Here is a 16,025-nt window from a genome sequence, read left to right on the forward strand (position 1 = left end):
GCCCATTCGGTCGAGAGGATCGGCGGCGCGACATCGCGCGGGTGGACTTTCGGCAGCATCGTGTGCGGTCAGCACAGCGAAGGTGTGAGAACAGGGGCCACAGGTTCGGCATCGCCCCCGGAAAGCCGGGGCCGGGCCATGACGATAAAGATCAGGGCGGCGGTGGATCGACCAGAGGAACCCACGCCGTTTCCGTTCTCGAGCGTCGAGGCGCAGGGGCGGCCGCCATTGCCGTATTCCCCGATTTCCTGAAACGGGCGCTCCATCCGCGATCTCGATTGGCATGGGTCTGACCGAAGACCGGCTTCGCCTCGCTCGTCTCCCGCAACGTCCGTCGCCTGCTTTTTTCCGCCGCCCAACCACCCCATGCGGCAGGCCGCATGGGGAACCCCGGTTCGGCTTTGCATCGCGAAGCAAAAAAGCCGTCGCCGGCCGCCTTCCACTTCGTTCCAGCCCTTCGGGTGCGGGCCGAGCGTCCCCGGTCTCACGACTCCCATCGAGGTCGCAATGGTGCGGCCCGACAGGAAAAGGAATACGACAATGGCGACCATCGGCACCTTCACCAGACAAGAAAACGGTGCGGGCTTCACCGGCGCGGTCAAGACCCTGACCCTCAACGTCAAGGCCAAGTTCGTCCCCTCCGAGGGCGAAAGCGAGCGCGGCCCCGACTTCCGCATCTTCGCCGGCGCGACCGAGTTCGGCGCGGCCTGGAAGAAAACCGCTCGCGAAACCGGCCGCGAATACCTTTCGGTCAAGCTGGACGATCCGAGCTTCCCGGCCCCGATCTACGCCAGCCTGGTCGAAGCCGAGGACGGCAGCGGTCACAACCTCATCTGGTCCCGCCGCAACGGCGACTAAGGCCATCCCCTCAAGAAGCCCCGCCGCGGCGGGGCTTCTTCATGCTCATGTCCGCCGCCGTCTAAGAACAGAGAGTCGGGAAAACGGACTCCCGATCGGATCTCGTGCCCGGCTTCCGCTTCGCTCTGGCTGGGCGGCTTGCTTGGGGGTCTCCCCCCGGCGCGGCGCAAGGGATCGCTGGCGCTCGACCGGGACGGTATCCCCGGCCTTCCTCCACGTCGTTCCGCCGTTCCGTGCAGGCTGGGTGATCCCCCTCCGTCCCGGTCGCCCTTGCACCTTGCACCCCCCGGTCTCGCCGACGGGCAGGGTTGCAGCGCAGCGCTGCGCTCCAACCCAAGCCCATAGGAGAAAGACCATGTATCACCAGCTCGCCACCCGGTTCGGCCGTAACTCCCACCAGATCAGCGGGCGCGAGCCGCTGGATAACGAGGCGCTTTATCGGCACGTCCCGTCGATCTTCGCCAGCGAGGCCCATGACAGCCGTTCCGAGCGTTACGTCTATGTCGCCACCATCGACATCGTGGAGGGCCTGCGCCGCGAAGGATGGTTCCCGTTCTTCGCCGTGCAGTCGGTTCCGCGCGACGGTTCACGGCACGGCCACGCCAAGCACATGCTGCGCCTGCGCCGCGATGGCGGGATCGGCAAGCCGGAGGCCGCCGAAGTCATCATCGTCAACAGCCATGACGGGACCAGCGCCTATCAGATGTTCGCCGGGATGCTGCGTTTCGTCTGCACCAACAGCATGATTGCGGGCGAGCGGTTCGAGGAAATCCGCGTTCCCCACAAAGGCGGCATTCAGGATCAGATCATCGAGGGCGTCTATACCGTCGCCGAAGACTTCCCGCGCCTCATCGACGCCACTGAGACCATGAAGGAAACGCGGCTTTCGCGGGACGAGCAGCGGGTCTTGGCCGAAGCCAGCCTTGTCGCCCGCTACGGCGAGGAGGAAAGCCCGGTTCAGCCGGATCAGATCATCATGCCGCGCCGCCATGAGGATGCCGGGCAAAGCGTCTGGAGCACGTTCAACGTCATTCAGGAAAACCTCATCCGGGGCGGTTTGCGGGGACGTCGCCAGACATCGGATGGCCGTATCCGCCGCACGCAGACCCGCGCCATCAACGGCATTGACCAGAACGTTGGCCTCAATCGCGCGCTCTGGACGCTGGCCGAGGGGATGCAGCGCTTGAAGGGGAATTGACCCGACCACGATAGGGCCGCCGCCCCCGGCGGCCCTTTCTCTTCCCACGATCACAGGGCGGAAAAAATCGCGCCGATCCGGCGAGCGGATCGGCGGTGCGGCCATGCCCGAACCCACGGCCGCGCTCGCCGGGCTATGCCCGGCTCGCAAAACGACAGCTTTCATATTAAGAACAGAGTAACCACACTCGGTCGGCTGACCCGTATAACGTTTCGTGATTCACTAACTTCAACCACTTAGGCTTGCATCGGACACTCTTTGCTCGGGTTTGACGTAGTTCGCCCGCGTAGAGAGGTAACGCCATGCTGAACATCGATTGGCGTTCAGCGGCAGAATACGGCTATGCGAAGAGTATTCCTGCCGCCGGCTTCGCCTGGGAATATCTGCGCCGCGACGTGGATTATCATCGCGAGTTTCAGGCAATCGCCGGATTGAGCGAGCCAGACCCGGACCGCCTGGAAGCCTTCGTGCAGCGCTTGGGGGTTGCGATTTTCCGACCGATCCTGAAACGCCGTCCGATCAGCAATCTCTCTTCTGGATTCCGAGTCTTCAGCCGCAACCCAAGGCGGTCAAGTCGATCCCGAGATCGTCATAAAGCATGTTCATCAGGGCATCAATGTTCGAGGGTGCGACCATGCCGTGGCAGCGCAGGCCAGCGATGAAGGTCTGCGTATGCCATTTGCCGAACGGAGCATGCGTCCTGTAGCGCTCACCTTTGTGCGACCAGCCGGAGCGATTGGTCAGCTTGGTGTTGGTCGACGTCTCGTCAATGAAGACCAGGCGAGGCAAGGCCTTGGCGAAGAAGCGCTTGCGCCGCCTGCTCTACATCTCGCGCGCCCCACGAATGTCGGAGCGCTCCTGCTCGCTGGCCTGAATCTTGAAGCGCGTCGGACGCGACACGCTCTAGCCGCGCGAACCGACACGGCGTGGGCCGTGCAATCCGCGCTACCGCAGCTTTCATCATTCACTTGAGCTGGAGCGCACCCCAAGTTGAGTGGGCTGTTTCGGCTGGCGAGTGCCATACCCTGATCTGTAATAACGATCATGATGATAATATTTTAATCACTTCACGAAGGCAGATCTAATGGGCATTTTTCGCCCAAATCTAATGAATACAACAATCTCAACGCTTCGCTCCGTGTGCAGTGGAGGCGACGTAGCTGTTTGGGGCTGAAAATGAATCGAGCACTGTCAAAGCTTCTCCACCGGTTAGTGAAGTCGGGTTGCCTCCGCGTAACCACTGCGAATGGAGAATTGCATCAATTCGGGGATGGAACAGGAAATCCAGTTCACATTGTGCTGCACACCACGCACGCTGAACGCGCAATAGCGTTTGACCCCTATCTCGCGTTGCCTGAATCCTACATGCGTGGCGAGTTGGACGTGATCGTCGGGGAAATTATGGATGTCCTGCGCATCGCTTTCGTCAACATGGAGCAACACGGCAGCCGATCATTTTTCGTAAAGTTCTTGGAGCGCTTTCAGTTCCTAACTCGCCGATTTCACCAGCTTAATTCCGCCGCCCGATCGAAAGACAACGTTCATCGGCACTATGATCTCTCCGAGGAACTTTACCGACTGTTTCTCGACGAGGACCTTCAATACTCCTGTGCGTATTTCGAGCAACCTGAAATGACCTTGGAGGAAGCGCAGCGAGCCAAGAAGCGTCATATTGCAGCGAAGCTGTCGCTGAAACCAGGACAGAAGGTGCTTGACATCGGGTCAGGTTGGGGCGGCATGGGTCTGTATCTTGCCCACCAGTTCAATACTAATGTGCTCGGAGTAACGCTTTCGGAGGAGCAACATGTCGTCTCACGCAAACGGGCTCAAGAAGCCAGACTTGATAGCAAAGCCCGGTTTGTGCTGTCGGACTACCGCACCCTGAATGGTCCCTTTGACCGGATCGTTTCTGTTGGCATGTTCGAACATGTAGGCATCAATCATTATTACACTTTCTTTAAACAGATCGCGCGCCTGCTGACCGACGATGGCGTGATGCTGCTGCACACGATCGGTCGAACCTCGGGTCCATCGTCAACAGCCGCTTTCATCCGCAAATACATCTTCCCAGGAGGATATATCCCAGCTCTATCAGAGATATTGCCCGCCATCGAGCGGGCTGGCCTGATCGTCACCGACATCGAAGTGCTTAGGCTTCATTACGCCGAGACGCTGCGCAATTGGCGGGAACGCTTCTTGGCCAATCGTGAGCGGGTCGTTGAGATTTATGATGAGCGTTTCGCGCGGATGTGGGAATTTTACCTCGTCGCGTCAGAAGCATCGTTTCGCTGGCAGGACATGGTTAATTTTCAGATCCAGCTCACTAAGCGGCGCGATAGTCTACCAACAACCCGCAATTACATGAGTGACACGGAAGCCGGGTTGGGCGCTGAAGAGTGTGCCAATGTCACGAGCGATGATCATGATTCGATATCTCGACCAGGACTCAGATATTCTGTGCGTCGGACCGGTTTCGTCGTTGGGCCTTGAACCTGTCGGCGACGGCGAACTCGTTTTTGCCTTGAACCATTACCTGGCAGCCGGTTCCAGTCCTAGGCCGCGTGTTTGAGACCAGTTAAGGCAGCTTCATAGTGGCATCGTCATTGGGGAAATGGCTTGTGGTTCGCGCCGCCCGCTTGAGCTTAGAGTTCAGCGCCTCGATGACGTGTGGTGTATCCCCGCCTAGAGGGAGAGTGCGGGCCGGTTTGGCCGTGACAGGTAGAGAGCTGGAGGAGAGGCTTCCGGCGCCCGTCGCGGAGAACCGCGATGTCCAGACATGACCGCATCCCACGCACCGGCGCCGACCGGGCGAACCTTTATGACGAAATCACCGGCAAGATCATTGCCTAGCTGGAAGCCGGTCGCGCGCCGTGGGTCCAGCCCTGGGGCACCTCGGCGGCAAGGTTCCCCTCTCTTCGCGTATGGGGCGGCGGGGATCGCGGGTAACTTCCTCGCCGGAATCATCGCGTCGCGGCAGATCGGTGCCACGCTGATCGTTATCGCGGTCGCGCTGGCAGCAACCATCTTCGGCTTCGCCATTGTCGGCGGCTCGCCGGCAACTGGTGCGATTGTTCTGATCTTGTGGGGCCTTGCCTATGGCGGGGGCTCAGTCGCCTTGCGGACCTGGATGATGAAAGCCGCGCCCTCGGCCATTGAGATCACCACGTCGCTGTTTGTCTCCATCTTCAATGTCGGCATCGCACTGGGATCGTTCGTGGGCGGTCGGGCGGTCGACCGTTTCGATCTTCACACCAACCTGCTGCTGTCGGCTGTTTTGCCGACGCTAGGGCTTCTGTTCGCTCTGGCGATCCAGAGTCACGACGCGCGGATAAAAAATCGGCGGCCACGGCCGCTGAGCTTTGACCCCTTGCAGTAAAGGCTGACCGCATGATGCCGTGTCGCTCGACGCCATGATCGGCACCGGCCTGCGCAGCATTCGCGGCGAAGTCTATCTTCACCGCTCCGCTGTTCCGCTGGACGAAGCGGACCTGACGACCGCCGCCGACCACGGCCAGCTCAAGCGACGATCGACCACCGCCAATGGACATTGATTTCGTGGTGATCCCAAGCCATGCCGCTGTCGAACCCCTAGGGCTGGGTAATGTTTCGAGGACGCGTCGCGTTACTGCCAAGTCGTCATCACATCCTTCGATCGATCAAAGCGATCATATTGATCGCGTCCCGCGTACTGACGCAGATCAGCCTGGTGGACTATCGTGTCCTTGCCTATCGATCACAGAAACGGAGAATGCTTCTATGACACGGCTCGTTCCTCCAGGTGCGAAATCCAGAAGCGTGGTAACCAGTTTTGGGCTGCTCCGCGTGCTTCATGCACCCTCAGGCTCTGACGACGATACCAGATTGCCCATTCTACTCATCCATGGCGGCGGCAGCGACAATGCTGGCATTTCCTGGTATCGGCTTATGAACCCGCTGAGCCAAAGTCGTTCAGTCTGGGCCCCGGATCTGCCAGGATTTGGGGGCAGCGTGGCGGCCGCACCGGTCGGTGGCCCTGGCGCGCTTGCAGCTGTGACGATCGATTTGCTTGACCAACTCGGCATCAGTCGCGCCATTGTTTTCGGCGTCTCCATGGGCGGCGATGTCGCACTCAACCTTGCCCTTCGCCATTCCGAGCGGGTTGCAGGTCTTGTTCTCATCGCACCAGGCGGACTGGTTCCGATGATCGGCAATCATCAGTACACTCATTTCCTGGCTTGGCTGGCAGCGCAGACGCCGGACTGGCTTCTGTTACCCGCCATCAGGTTCTCTAATCGCTTCACTGTCGCCGCTCTGGGCACCATGGTGGCTGACCCGTCCAATATACCGCCAGAGGTCGTTGCCGAATTTGTTCGCGAGGCGAGGCAGCCGCGCGGTGGCATCGCCTATGCCCGATATAATCAGGTAACCCTCGGGCAGCATGGCATGCGCAACGACATGTCCAGTTACGTTCATAATGTTACCGTCCCCACACTATTCTTTCATGGTGTCGAGGACCGGCTGGTGCCGCCAGAGGCGTCCCAACGCGCTGCTTCGCGTATGGCTCAGTCCCGCTTGGTTATCGTGCCCCATTGCGGTCACTGGGCTCAACTCGAAGCTCATGACCAATTCCTGTCCGAGGTGAACAGCTTTCTTGCAATCTTTGATCGGCGCCATGATTAAGACCTATCGCGTTTTCGGCACGGTGGGCCCGGTTGTGGTTCTCATGTCTGGCGCCGGCATGAAAATGCGCTACTGGGACAAGGTCGCGTCCAGTCTCTCGGATACATGCTGCGTCTTGGTCTATGATCGCTCACCGTCAACAGTGCGAAATTCACAGGTATCCAGAATCGGTCGTGACCAAACGGACGCTTTGCTTGACCTGCTCGCCAGGTTGGAATTGCCCCCACCCTATTATCTGGTGGGCCACTCGTTGGGCGGCCTCTATGCACAACTCATTGCACGGCACTATCCGCACATGGTTGCCGGTGTTGTTATGGCGGATGCGACGCATCCGAAACAGGAAGATCGTCTTGCCGACACAGGTGACGCTTTGGTCCGCTTCTCACGGTGGGTGGCGCGCGCATGGGACAGATGGCTTGGCCCGGGCATGTTCACGGAGGTGGTTCTCATGGCCGACATCGGCAATGAGATTTTCTTAGCTCCCACATTCCCGAATGTTCCGCTAACAGTCATTACTGCGGGCAAGCGAGCGCCAACCTGGCTCGTTTCCGATCTTCTCTGGAATATTCATCTGCAGAACCAGAACGAACTAGCAGCACTTACCGCTCATTCGCGCCACATCATTGCGGGCAACAGTCGCCACAATATCCCGGTGGATGATCCCGAGGTAATTTGTGCAGTGATCAAAGGAATGATTTCGCTGTGACGCGAAACCGATGGCGGCCAAGGCGTTTCGATCTCGTTCAGCACGTAGCAGGCGTGCTCGTCATGGTCTCTCGGGTCGCGGCCATCATGCCGCCTTCAGAAACTCCACTTATCCGACCTGTCCAGTTTTCCCGAGCCAGCCCTACGGTCCGGTGAAGAAGTTGCTTCCCATGAAGTTTACGAACGCTCGAAGCTTGGACGACATGTGACGGCTCGACGGCCAGAGAATGCGGAACGTGCCTTCGTGGCGGGTATGTTCGTCAAGCACGACCCTGAATTTGCCGCTCCTCAATTCCTGCTCAATCGCGAAATCGGGGAGGCACGCGATGCCTAGACCTGCCGCCACCATATCGATCAACGGTTCGATGGTATTCGCCACCGCAGCGCGTGGAAGGTCGATGTCGATCGGCTGATCATCTTTTACGAAAGGCCAGCGTTCCAGCTTGCCGCTGGTCGCAAACCGATGGTGGAGGCAGGCGTGCTCCTTGAGATGCTCGATCTCCGTTGGCACCCCATGACGCTCGATATAGTCGGCCGAACCTACCAGCATGAGGCGGAATGGCCCCAACGTTCGGGTCATCAGGCGCGAGTCGTTGACTTCACCTGCGCGAATGACGGCATCGAAACCCTCATCGATCACATCAACAAGCCGGTCGGTGAAATCGAGATCGAGATCGAGATCGATCGCAGGATAAGCCTGCATGAAGGCGGTAAGCCACTCGCGTAGACCTGCTCGGGCCGGTGGCGTTGGGATCGCGATGTCCATCATGACACGCTAGGTTGCTTCGAGATCAAGAGCGTTTTGCCGACGCTGGTGCGCGCGTCAATCGCCGCATGCGCCAGTGCAGCATCCGCCAGCGGAAAGATTTGTCCGATCACAGGCCGGATTTTGCCGCTCACTGCGAGTTCGAGAACTTGCTCGATATAGGAAAACGTCTCCGAAGCACTTGGCGCTGTCGAAAGTCCCATGACTTGGATAGAGGGGCTCTCGGAAAGGTTGGTCTCGGAACCGCTTGCAATTCCGTAGAGACTGATGCGCCCGCCCGGACGAAGGAGTTTGGAAGCTTCCGTTCCGACTTGACCGCCGACACCATCAAACACAACATCGAATGCTGATATGCCATCCTTCTGCCTGAGAACTGTTCGAGCAGTCTCCCCCCAGTCAGGAGCGCTGTAGTCAACATAGTGCCCGCCAAGCGAACGAACGAATTGTTCTTTTTTTGCGCTTCCCGATGCGCCAACGACGACTGCGCCACAATCGATTGCAAGCTGGACAAGCAAGCTTCCCACGCCACCGGCAGCGGCCTCTACAAGAACCCGCTCGCCGGGCTTGATATCAGCCTGCCTGAACAGAATGAGTGCCGTTCGTCCGTCAGCCAGCAGTGCGACCGCATCTTTTATTCCAATGCCCTTTGGCAGCGTGACGACGTCACTCAATTTGGCAAGCGCGCGCTCGGCGTAGCCGCCGGTCCCGCCCGTTGTAGCAACAACGTTTGTCCCCAAAATAGATTCATCGACCCCCCGGGCCAGTAGCTACGATGGTTCCGCCAACGCCATTGCCGGGTATACGAGGGAGGGGAGGATTTCCAAACGGGCTGTTGCCAGCACGAACCTGCGTCTCAATGAAGGTTACGCTCGCATAGGCCACCTCAATAGTCACTTGATTAGGGCCGGGAACAGGTTCCGGCTGGTCAGCAATTCTCAGAACGCTTGGTGGTCCGAACTCTTTCATCACGATAGCGCGCATCAAGAGTAGCCTTCAGATATCGTCTTTGCGGAGCAGTTCGACCGCGCGGCTGGTCAGCGTTTCGAGGACACGTCGGGTTACGGCCAGGTCGTCGCTTGGGACGTCGGCCACAAGGCGGCTCGTAACGCCGCGCACGCTGTCACGAAGTGGCTGGAACACGTCAAGCCCTCTCTGTGTCATGGAAAGGTTCTGGCCGCGCGCGACAAGTTCTTTCCCGATGAGGTCATCCACGACGGTCATTTCTCTGCCTGGGACCACCACGCGCGCATCGGCGATCGCCTGGGCCAACCCTTCCGCAGTCAGTTGACCTCCGGACAGGATTGTCAGCGCAACCCATTCTGGAAAGCTCATGCCTGCCTTCTGTAGCTGGCGCTGCAACAAGGCCTGCAAGGTGCGCTCGGCTACGCCGATGAACCGTGTGATTGGCGGGCTATTGGTCATGTCATTTTCCTTTTTCATTTGGTTTGATCTGCCCGGGCAGATCGCGCAGAGCGTCACTCAACAGCCGCGTTCGCTCAGCTAGCATCCACCGGATGCTGCGACCTGAATCCGACGCAGAGGCGATTCCAGATATTGATCGTCCCGATTGCAACGCTGATGCGGGTGATCTCCGCCTCCGTAAAGAAGGCCTGGAGCGGCTGAAAGTCGGTGTCCGGCGCGTGTGTCTGTGCAACGTTTGTCAGCGCCTCGGTCCAGCCAAGCACCGCCCGCTCACGAGCATCGAAGACGGGCGAGTCCCGCCAGACGCCTATCAGGTTGATCCACTGCTCGCTCAACCCATCGCGACGCGCCTCCCTGACGTGCATATCAACGCAATAGGCGCAGCCGTTCATCTGTGAGGCCCGCAACTTGAGCAGGTGCAGAAGCCGGGGCTCAATCCCGGACGCTTTGCGCACATAGGTGTCGAGATCGGCCACCGCCTCATAGGCGTCAGGCGCAATAGCGGGAAAGTCGAAACGGGCCTTCATGGCACTGTCCTTATTTCTTTGGTTCAAGTTCTAGAAGGTTCGCCAGATACCCGGCGTCCCCAGTTCGATCAGGTGATCGTCGGGATCACGAAAGTAGATGCTGGTTCCGCCCAGTTCCCAGCGCATCCGCGCTTCGATCACGATGCCCTGCGCCTCCAGATGGTTTTCCCAGCCGGGCAATGCATCCGGGTCGATGGCAAAGCAAAAATGGGACGGTCCGGTGCCGTCGTGATAGGGAATGGTCCCACCCGGCAGTACCAGGTCAACGAGCGTTGCGCCGCGCTTGAACAGCAGCAGAACAGTTGCGTTCCCGGCGTCATAGGCGACGACGCGTTCGTTGCACACCAGATCGGGAAAGCCGAAAACGCGGTCATAAAACTGCGCAGCGCGCGCGACGTCCTGCACGTAGATGGCGGTTTCCAGGATCTGCCGAACTTTCGGCCTCTGCGAGAGAGGCTTTCCGCGATCATCGGTCATGGGTTCCAGCCGCCGCTACCGTAGGGACGGGTTATCACTTCGAGCAGGTGCCCGTTGAGATCGTTGAAATAGAGCCCGTGGCCGCCATCGTGGTTGTTCATCCCCGGCTTCCGCCGTTGGGGATCGGCCCAGTAAGGCAAGCTCCGCTTGTCGAGCCGGTCATGCAAAGCGTCGAAACTCGTGTCATCGACGAGGAACGCGTAATGCTGCGGAACGACGGCATGGCCCACATCCATATAGTCGAGGTTGACGCCATTGTCGGTGGTGACCATCCAGAATGGCCCCCATCTGCGCGGCGGCTGGAGCCCAAGCATTTCAGCCAGAAACAGGGCAGAGCCGTTTGCGTCTTGCGTCGCGAGGATCGTGTGGTTGAATTCGATGCTCATCAGTGCTCTCCCATCCCGAAGCTTACCCGCTGTGCCCCGACCCGCCTGAGCGTCGAGGCCACCACGAGCACGGCAATCACCGCCGTGCCCGCCACGATGTAGGCGGCTGAATCCCAGCCGAAGCGATCCAGTGCGCCGCCGATGGCTGTCGGGCCAAGAATCTGCCCGAGATTGCTGCCTTGAATGATCAGACCCAGAACGACCGGAACCAACCCTGCCGCTGGCGCCACGAGTGGCGCGGAGGACAGCAGGATCGCCGGGATCACACCGCCGACAGTCGAGAACAACAGGCACAGGCCGAAGGCCGCACCGTCCGGCAGCACGGGGAGAAAGATCCCGAAGCTGGTCAGTCCCATAACGAGGCACGCGGTGATCAGGAGCGCCGGACGGCTAAAGCCCCTGGAGAGGAGCAGACCCGCCGTCAGATTGCCGATGACGTTCACGGCCGAGGCCAGTGCGCTGAGCAGTCCTGCCGTCTGGTGCGTCACCTGTAACCGCTCCATCAGCAGCACCGGCAGGAAGCTGAAGACCGCGAAGAACATCATGCTGTAAAGCGCAATGGTGATCGCCAACCCCACAGCGCCCCGGTCGCGTGCCACGGTCATGCTGTCGCGGCGCAAGCTGTTCCAGGACATGATCTGGCCTTGCCCGCCGGCCGGAATGACAAGTGGAACGGCGATGCAGATGGCCAGCGCCAGCGCGCCGCTCGCCCACCACATTGTCCGCCAGTCCTCGAAGAACGGCCCCACCAGCATCGCCGCCGCCATGCCGATTGGCATGAAGCAGCTCCAGAGGGCGAAGGCCAGATCACGATCAGCAGGTCGCGTAACCTCCTGGAGCAATGAGGGCGCCGCGACCGTCACCAGCAGGAAACCCGCCCCTTCGATAATGCGGCCGGTAAACAGGCTGGGCAGTCCCGGTACCGCCGCGCCAAGGGCCGCGCCGGCTGTCGTGACCAAAAGCCCGATGATGAGGATGCGCCGTGCACCGAAACGCGCGACAAACGCCCCGGTCGGAATGCCGCCGACAAGGCCGATGAGCGCAAATATTCCAGTCAGCCAGCCGATCGCCGTCAGCCCGATTCCAAAATCGTTCTGCAACAGGGGCGCTGCAATCGCCGCCTTGCCAACCTGCAAGGCGGCTGCAATCCCGCTGCCGACGATGACGAACACGGCGGTCCAGTGCGTAGACACTGCTTTCGTTGTTGATGGCGTGTCCATCACGAGCCCCTTGCCGCGTGCCCGGCCACGAGGGCGGCCGCGATCCCGGCGACATGGCGACCCTGGAAGCGCGCGCCCTCCAGCTCGTTTTCACTGACCTCGCGGTGCCCTCCCTGACCATCATCGGCCAGCGTCGATGCACCATAGGGCGAGCAGCCGGTGATTTCGTCCATCCGCATCTGGCCCTTGAAGCTGTAGGGCAAGCCGACAATGATCATGCCGAGGTGGAACAGAACGGTCTGGGTGGACAGAATCGTTGTTTCCTGCCCGCCATGCTGGCTGCCGGTCGAGGTGAAGACGCTGCCTACTTTTCCGACCAGCTTGTCCTCGAACCAGAGCCCGCCGGTCTGGTCGAGAAAGTTCTTCATCTGGGACGCCATATTGCCGAAGCGGGTCGGCGTTCCGATGAGGATGGCGTCATAATCCGCGAGTTCGGCCACCGTTGCGACGGGCGCGGACTGGTCGACCTTGTATCCGGACTTTGCAGCAACCGCTTCGGGAACAAGCTCAGGCACCCGCCTGATCGCCACCGTCGCACCCGCCTCACGCGCGCCGTTAGCCACGGCCGAAGCCATCGTCTCGATGTGCCCATAAGAGGAATAGTAAAGCACCAGCACCTTCGTCATCTCGTTGACCTCTCATTGATTTCATTGAGCGAAAGGTTGCATCAAATGCATGAGCGAAATAAGTGATATAAAAATGATATAGACGATCACAAGGAAAGATCATGCTGGATGCCCTTACACTCGATCAGATCCGGACTTTCGTAACAATTGCCGACAGCGGCAGCTTCCGCTCCGCAGCCCAGAAGCTTTCGCGCGTACAATCGGGCGTCAGCGCCACCATCGCCAACCTTGAGGCCGCACTTGGCGTGGAACTGTTCGACCGTTCCGGGTACAAGCCGGCCTTGACACCGCAGGGGCAGGTATTGCTGGGCAACGCACGCGACATCATTCTGCGCGTGGACGTATTGCGCGCCCAGGCGCGCGGCTTTGCGCATGGCGTCGAGACGGAACTCGCGATTTCTGTCGACACGCTCTTTCCCATGCAGGAGGTCGCACGCGCGATCTCACTGATGCGACTCGAATACCCCGCCGTCGCCGTTCGGGTATGGTCAGAGGCTATGGGTGGTCCGCTCGATGCGCTCAGGAAGAGCCGTTGTACACTTGCCGTGATGGTCGGAGAAGATTTCCGCGACCCGCGCATAAAGTTCGAGCCGCTGATATCCATCAGCCAGGTTGCGGTCGTCGCTTCGAGCCATCCGCTGGCCCTCCGCCACGCGGGCCATCCGCTGGAGCTGATGGATGTTGCCGATCATCTCCAGATCGTTCTGGCCGATCCGTCCGACATATCGGCGGGCCGAGACTTCGGAGTCGTTTCGTCACAGACCTGCCGCGTCAACACGCAGGATACCAAGCACCATCTCATCCTGGGGGGAGCAGGCTGGGGGCGGCTCCCTTATTGGCTCGTTGAACGGGATTTGGAACAAGGAACGCTCGTGCGCCTCAATGTCACCGCCATGGGTCGCAATGGCGAGGTCGTATCCAGCGCCTATGTTGCCCATCGCCGGGACGAGACGCTGGGGCCGGTAGCACAGAAATTGGCCAGCTTGTTGATCAGCTAACTTCGTTCCTCCTCCTGCTCGAGCCGGAAATTGACATCCGGCTCATCAGAGCAGGTTATGTCATTTTCGACGTAACAAGGAGTTCGTAGAGGCTTGAGAACCCTTGGTCCCCGTGCCCTTGTTCGATCCTTCGATCCATCAGCGTCTTGACCTCACGCATTCTCATGACATCTACACTCATGGATTCACGGTGCCCAATCATGTCGTCCATCAAAGCGGCCTGTACGTTGAGCGAACCGAGATCAGGGCCGTATTCACCGGTGTCTACGGCCTTACCCATCGCTTCCAGGAGCGGAGGATAGCCGGCCATCGAAGCTGCTACACGCTTGGTGAATTGCTCAACGTTGAAGCCTTCGGCCTTGACCAATCGCAATGTGTGGAGAAATCCGATCAAAATCTCATAGCCAATAGCAACCTGGGCCATGAATTCCACCGCCGCCGCACCGGGTTCTTCGCCATGATACCCAATAGTGCCCAAAATCTTCAGAATTGATGCATGGGTAGCGAATGCGGCGGCGGAACCGCTGTAAGTAAAAGTCACGTTTGGCGTTCCCACATAAGAAGGATCGCCCATGATCTTCCCGTCGAGATATTCCGCGCCGTGATCGTGAGCCCAGCGCTGATAAGCCCGCGCCTGGTCCGGAGCGCCGCTAGTGAGGTTCACCAGGGTTTTGCCGGATACAGCGCTGCCTAGCGACTGCACGACGTCATCGACTGCGCGGCTATTGAGAAGGCAGAGCACAATGAGATCGCTGTTTGCTGCAGCTTCGGCGGCCATGAGTGTGACCTTAGCGCCGGCTTCACGGAAAGGGGTAGATTTGCTCGCTGTCCGGTTCCAAACGGTGATAGGAAATCCGCGAGCCATGAAGGCTCTGGCAATCGCCGACCCCATTTCGCCCAAGCCAAGCACAGATATATTGATGGGGATGTCTGTCAAAATTGCGGTCCTTCTCATGATCATGCGTTGAAACCAAAGGGCGCGCATATCGCCGCGGTGGCCTAAGGCATATGAACTCATGAATAGACGTGCAAAGATATCGACATTGAGATGATGAGTCTGATCTAGTGCATCGATCAGTCAGCCACCCGCAAACGAGAATCAAGTCGCTCATGCGAGCGAGTGATGATCGGTGGATGAGGGAAGATGCGCCGCCGCTCGCTTCCGATCACGCAAGAATGGCAAGCATTGTAAGCAATAGCCGCCCACACCAGGCGATGGGCAGGTCTTTTTCGGTCAGGATCAGAGGTTCTGTGCGGAGACGGACCTCGTAAAGCCGCGATGCTCATGTCCAGACGCTGCGCCTATGGAGCGCGTCGTTCCGTGCAAAACGCCTGAAAAGGATGCAATCCCTCTGACACCGCCAGTTTGCTCACGTTAGGCGATTGCCATGATCGAGGGTCATCGGCGAAGAGACGATAGCTTCCGCGATAATCGAAGCCATGCGCGGCGGCCTCGTCCCGGTCGACAGCGAAGAAGACCTGCGAAATGCCTGCACTGCGCGCGCTGATGTAGCACATCGCGCAGGGCTCTCCCGACGCGAGCAGCGTCGCTCCGGTCAGATGGGTCGTGCCGTGCGTGCGACAGGCATCACGTATCGCCTCGACCTCGGCATGAGCGGTGGGATCGTGATGGGCCCGAACACGGTTGACCCCGCGCCCGAGGATATGGCCGTGGCGGTCGACGACGAAGGCGGTGAATGGAATGCCGCCTTCGTGGACATGCTCCATGGAGAAGGCGACGGCCTCCTCCATGAGCTGCGTCAGGCGGGATGAAGCGCCGGCGACCATCAGGATGCCCCCTGGAGCTTCGGACTGTCGGAGAGCTTCAACCAGACGACGCCGGCGATGATCACCGCGAGCCAGAATGCCTGCATCAGCGTCAGGGGCTGGTCGAGAAGGACGGTGCCTGCCGCGGCCGCGCCGACGGAGCCGATGCCTGCCCATACAGCGTAGCCGATTCCGACGTCGATGGTCCGCAGCGCAGCGCTGAGGAAATAGAGCGTCAGCAGGAAGAAAAGCAGTGCGGCGATTGACCAGCCCAGGACCGTGAAGGCCTGGCTGCCTCCGACGCTGATCGCATAGCCAATCTCGAAGGCACTCGCGAGCATCAACATGGCCCAGGCGCGTCCGCTGCTTTGCGGTTGTTCGGTTGCATTTGTCATTTCGGCTTCCTTTCAGATTGG

At 59.7% G+C, this 16,025-nt stretch carries 23 protein-coding genes and 2 pseudogenes; 10 read left to right on the forward strand and 15 right to left on the reverse strand.

Features of this window, described 5'->3' with window-relative positions:
• Positions 1-68 precede the first annotated feature (68 nt).
• Positions 69-551 (reverse strand): hypothetical protein, encoded by a 483-nt coding sequence (locus EGT36_RS07360; protein ID WP_125270171.1) that lies wholly within the window; start codon positions 549-551, stop codon positions 69-71.
• On the opposite strand from EGT36_RS07360, the gene EGT36_RS07365 reads away from it, so the two are divergent.
• The 3 genes from EGT36_RS07365 to EGT36_RS30955 all read left to right on the forward strand — a co-directional run bounded on the left by EGT36_RS07365 (position 541) and on the right by EGT36_RS30955 (position 2,718).
• On the forward strand, positions 541-858 hold the full coding sequence (locus tag EGT36_RS07365) for a DUF736 domain-containing protein (protein WP_125270172.1): 318 nt from the start codon (positions 541-543) through the stop codon (positions 856-858). The two genes, EGT36_RS07360 and EGT36_RS07365, sit on opposite strands and share 11 nt — an antisense overlap.
• Before the next feature lie 355 nt (positions 859-1,213).
• Positions 1,214-2,056, forward strand: a complete 843-nt coding sequence (locus EGT36_RS07370) for a DUF932 domain-containing protein (protein ID WP_125270173.1) — start codon at positions 1,214-1,216, stop codon at positions 2,054-2,056.
• Positions 2,057-2,358: 302 nt separating this feature from the next.
• Entirely contained in the window at positions 2,359-2,718 is a 360-nt protein-coding gene (locus EGT36_RS30955; protein WP_285295763.1) for a transcriptional regulator domain-containing protein, read from the forward strand.
• Here the strand turns inward: EGT36_RS30955 and EGT36_RS31515 are convergent.
• Positions 2,606-2,845, reverse strand: a complete 240-nt coding sequence (locus tag EGT36_RS31515) for a transposase (RefSeq protein ID WP_125270174.1) — start codon at positions 2,843-2,845, stop codon at positions 2,606-2,608. The two genes, EGT36_RS30955 and EGT36_RS31515, sit on opposite strands and share 113 nt — an antisense overlap.
• Positions 2,846-3,232: 387 nt before the next feature.
• On the opposite strand from EGT36_RS31515, the gene EGT36_RS07385 reads away from it, so the two are divergent.
• Positions 3,233-4,546 (forward strand): cyclopropane fatty acid synthase, encoded by a 1,314-nt coding sequence (locus tag EGT36_RS07385; RefSeq protein WP_125270175.1) that lies wholly within the window; start codon positions 3,233-3,235, stop codon positions 4,544-4,546.
• A 91-nt stretch (positions 4,547-4,637) separates the two neighbouring features.
• Here EGT36_RS07385 and EGT36_RS30965 read toward each other — a convergent pair.
• Positions 4,638-4,730: pseudogene (locus tag EGT36_RS30965) on the reverse strand (transposase); the annotation flags it as partial.
• Between the two features lie 92 nt (positions 4,731-4,822).
• Between EGT36_RS30965 and EGT36_RS30970 the strand changes: the two are divergent.
• The 5 genes and pseudogenes from EGT36_RS30970 to EGT36_RS07405 form a co-directional block, all read left to right on the forward strand.
• Positions 4,823-4,966: pseudogene (locus EGT36_RS30970) on the forward strand (ArdC-like ssDNA-binding domain-containing protein); the annotation flags it as partial.
• Between the two features lie 220 nt (positions 4,967-5,186).
• On the forward strand, positions 5,187-5,432 hold the full coding sequence (locus EGT36_RS30975; RefSeq protein WP_286083749.1) for an MFS transporter: 246 nt from the start codon (positions 5,187-5,189) through the stop codon (positions 5,430-5,432).
• A 19-nt stretch (positions 5,433-5,451) separates the two neighbouring features.
• Positions 5,452-5,607, forward strand: coding sequence for a hypothetical protein (locus EGT36_RS30440; protein ID WP_172965626.1), 156 nt, complete (start codon positions 5,452-5,454; stop codon positions 5,605-5,607).
• Positions 5,597-6,715: an alpha/beta fold hydrolase gene (locus EGT36_RS07400; RefSeq protein ID WP_210211223.1), complete on the forward strand. Its 1,119-nt coding sequence runs from the start codon at positions 5,597-5,599 to the stop codon at positions 6,713-6,715. Before EGT36_RS30440 ends, EGT36_RS07400 begins: the two co-directional genes overlap by 11 nt.
• Positions 6,708-7,421, forward strand: a complete 714-nt coding sequence (locus EGT36_RS07405) for an alpha/beta fold hydrolase (RefSeq protein WP_125270178.1) — start codon at positions 6,708-6,710, stop codon at positions 7,419-7,421. The genes EGT36_RS07400 and EGT36_RS07405 overlap by 8 nt, the downstream gene beginning before the upstream one ends.
• A gap of 141 nt (positions 7,422-7,562) precedes the next feature.
• On the opposite strand, the gene EGT36_RS07410 is transcribed toward EGT36_RS07405, so the two are convergent.
• The 9 genes from EGT36_RS07410 to wrbA form a co-directional block, all read right to left on the reverse strand.
• A complete protein-coding gene (locus EGT36_RS07410; protein WP_125270179.1) occupies positions 7,563-8,189 on the reverse strand; it encodes a LysR substrate-binding domain-containing protein in 627 nt (208 codons plus the stop codon).
• Positions 8,186-8,857, reverse strand: a complete 672-nt coding sequence (locus tag EGT36_RS07415) for a zinc-binding dehydrogenase (protein WP_210211224.1) — start codon at positions 8,855-8,857, stop codon at positions 8,186-8,188. Before EGT36_RS07415 ends, EGT36_RS07410 begins: the two co-directional genes overlap by 4 nt.
• Positions 8,858-8,930: 73 nt before the next feature.
• The gene (locus tag EGT36_RS31520) at positions 8,931-9,167 is read right to left on the reverse strand and encodes an alcohol dehydrogenase catalytic domain-containing protein (protein ID WP_502697441.1); all 237 of its coding nucleotides are present in this window, start codon (positions 9,165-9,167) and stop codon (positions 8,931-8,933) included.
• A 12-nt stretch (positions 9,168-9,179) separates the two neighbouring features.
• Positions 9,180-9,608: a winged helix DNA-binding protein gene (locus EGT36_RS07420; RefSeq protein WP_125270180.1), complete on the reverse strand. Its 429-nt coding sequence runs from the start codon at positions 9,606-9,608 to the stop codon at positions 9,180-9,182.
• Between the two features lie 74 nt (positions 9,609-9,682).
• On the reverse strand, positions 9,683-10,135 hold the full coding sequence (locus tag EGT36_RS07425) for a carboxymuconolactone decarboxylase family protein (RefSeq protein WP_125270181.1): 453 nt from the start codon (positions 10,133-10,135) through the stop codon (positions 9,683-9,685).
• A 30-nt stretch (positions 10,136-10,165) separates the two neighbouring features.
• Positions 10,166-10,612: a VOC family protein gene (locus tag EGT36_RS07430; RefSeq protein ID WP_125270182.1), complete on the reverse strand. Its 447-nt coding sequence runs from the start codon at positions 10,610-10,612 to the stop codon at positions 10,166-10,168.
• Positions 10,609-10,998 carry a VOC family protein gene (locus EGT36_RS07435; RefSeq protein ID WP_125270183.1) on the reverse strand — a complete coding sequence of 130 codons (390 nt, stop codon included), beginning with the start codon at positions 10,996-10,998 and terminating at the stop codon, positions 10,609-10,611. Before EGT36_RS07435 ends, EGT36_RS07430 begins: the two co-directional genes overlap by 4 nt.
• Positions 10,998-12,218 carry an MFS transporter gene (locus EGT36_RS07440; RefSeq protein ID WP_125270184.1) on the reverse strand — a complete coding sequence of 407 codons (1,221 nt, stop codon included), beginning with the start codon at positions 12,216-12,218 and terminating at the stop codon, positions 10,998-11,000. The genes EGT36_RS07435 and EGT36_RS07440 overlap by 1 nt, the downstream gene beginning before the upstream one ends.
• On the reverse strand, positions 12,218-12,844 hold the full coding sequence (gene wrbA, locus EGT36_RS07445; protein WP_125270185.1) for an NAD(P)H:quinone oxidoreductase: 627 nt from the start codon (positions 12,842-12,844) through the stop codon (positions 12,218-12,220). The genes EGT36_RS07440 and wrbA overlap by 1 nt, the downstream gene beginning before the upstream one ends.
• 101 nt (positions 12,845-12,945) lie before the next feature.
• Between wrbA and EGT36_RS07450 the strand changes: the two genes are divergently transcribed.
• Positions 12,946-13,842 (forward strand): LysR family transcriptional regulator, encoded by an 897-nt coding sequence (locus EGT36_RS07450; RefSeq protein WP_125270186.1) that lies wholly within the window; start codon positions 12,946-12,948, stop codon positions 13,840-13,842.
• Between the two features lie 55 nt (positions 13,843-13,897).
• Here the strand turns inward: EGT36_RS07450 and EGT36_RS07455 are convergent, their stop codons facing one another.
• From EGT36_RS07455 to EGT36_RS07465, 3 genes are all read right to left on the reverse strand, one after another.
• On the reverse strand, positions 13,898-14,779 hold the full coding sequence (locus tag EGT36_RS07455) for an NAD(P)-dependent oxidoreductase (RefSeq protein WP_210211225.1): 882 nt from the start codon (positions 14,777-14,779) through the stop codon (positions 13,898-13,900).
• Positions 14,780-15,144: 365 nt separating this feature from the next.
• A complete protein-coding gene (locus EGT36_RS07460; RefSeq protein WP_125270187.1) occupies positions 15,145-15,630 on the reverse strand; it encodes a nucleoside deaminase in 486 nt (161 codons plus the stop codon).
• Positions 15,630-16,004: a DMT family transporter gene (locus EGT36_RS07465; protein WP_125270188.1), complete on the reverse strand. Its 375-nt coding sequence runs from the start codon at positions 16,002-16,004 to the stop codon at positions 15,630-15,632. Before EGT36_RS07465 ends, EGT36_RS07460 begins: the two co-directional genes overlap by 1 nt.
• Positions 16,005-16,025: the final 21 nt, after the last annotated feature.

It is taken from the genome of Agrobacterium sp. FDAARGOS_525, from assembly GCF_003938925.1.
Lineage (GTDB): Bacteria > Pseudomonadota > Alphaproteobacteria > Rhizobiales > Rhizobiaceae > Agrobacterium > Agrobacterium pusense.

Coding starts and splice junctions, on each gene's coding strand:
- EGT36_RS07365 (WP_125270172.1), top strand. CDS start 541: ATGGCGACCATCGGCACCTTCACCAGACAAGAAAACGGTGCGGGCTTC.
- EGT36_RS07360 (WP_125270171.1), bottom strand. CDS start 551: ATGGTCGCCATTGTCGTATTCCTTTTCCTGTCGGGCCGCACCATTGCG.
- EGT36_RS07370 (WP_125270173.1), top strand. CDS start 1,214: ATGTATCACCAGCTCGCCACCCGGTTCGGCCGTAACTCCCACCAGATC.
- EGT36_RS30955 (WP_285295763.1), top strand. CDS start 2,359: ATGCTGAACATCGATTGGCGTTCAGCGGCAGAATACGGCTATGCGAAG.
- EGT36_RS07385 (WP_125270175.1), top strand. CDS start 3,233: ATGAATCGAGCACTGTCAAAGCTTCTCCACCGGTTAGTGAAGTCGGGT.
- EGT36_RS30975 (WP_286083749.1), top strand. CDS start 5,187: ATGAAAGCCGCGCCCTCGGCCATTGAGATCACCACGTCGCTGTTTGTC.
- EGT36_RS07400 (WP_210211223.1), top strand. CDS start 5,597: ATGGACATTGATTTCGTGGTGATCCCAAGCCATGCCGCTGTCGAACCC.
- EGT36_RS07405 (WP_125270178.1), top strand. CDS start 6,708: ATGATTAAGACCTATCGCGTTTTCGGCACGGTGGGCCCGGTTGTGGTT.
- EGT36_RS07410 (WP_125270179.1), bottom strand. CDS start 8,189: ATGATGGACATCGCGATCCCAACGCCACCGGCCCGAGCAGGTCTACGC.
- EGT36_RS31520 (WP_502697441.1), bottom strand. CDS start 9,167: ATGCGCGCTATCGTGATGAAAGAGTTCGGACCACCAAGCGTTCTGAGA.
- EGT36_RS07420 (WP_125270180.1), bottom strand. CDS start 9,608: ATGACCAATAGCCCGCCAATCACACGGTTCATCGGCGTAGCCGAGCGC.
- EGT36_RS07425 (WP_125270181.1), bottom strand. CDS start 10,135: ATGAAGGCCCGTTTCGACTTTCCCGCTATTGCGCCTGACGCCTATGAG.
- EGT36_RS07430 (WP_125270182.1), bottom strand. CDS start 10,612: ATGACCGATGATCGCGGAAAGCCTCTCTCGCAGAGGCCGAAAGTTCGG.
- EGT36_RS07435 (WP_125270183.1), bottom strand. CDS start 10,998: ATGAGCATCGAATTCAACCACACGATCCTCGCGACGCAAGACGCAAAC.
- EGT36_RS07440 (WP_125270184.1), bottom strand. CDS start 12,218: ATGGACACGCCATCAACAACGAAAGCAGTGTCTACGCACTGGACCGCC.
- wrbA (WP_125270185.1), bottom strand. CDS start 12,844: ATGACGAAGGTGCTGGTGCTTTACTATTCCTCTTATGGGCACATCGAG.
- EGT36_RS07450 (WP_125270186.1), top strand. CDS start 12,946: ATGCTGGATGCCCTTACACTCGATCAGATCCGGACTTTCGTAACAATT.
- EGT36_RS07460 (WP_125270187.1), bottom strand. CDS start 15,630: ATGGTCGCCGGCGCTTCATCCCGCCTGACGCAGCTCATGGAGGAGGCC.
- EGT36_RS07465 (WP_125270188.1), bottom strand. CDS start 16,004: ATGACAAATGCAACCGAACAACCGCAAAGCAGCGGACGCGCCTGGGCC.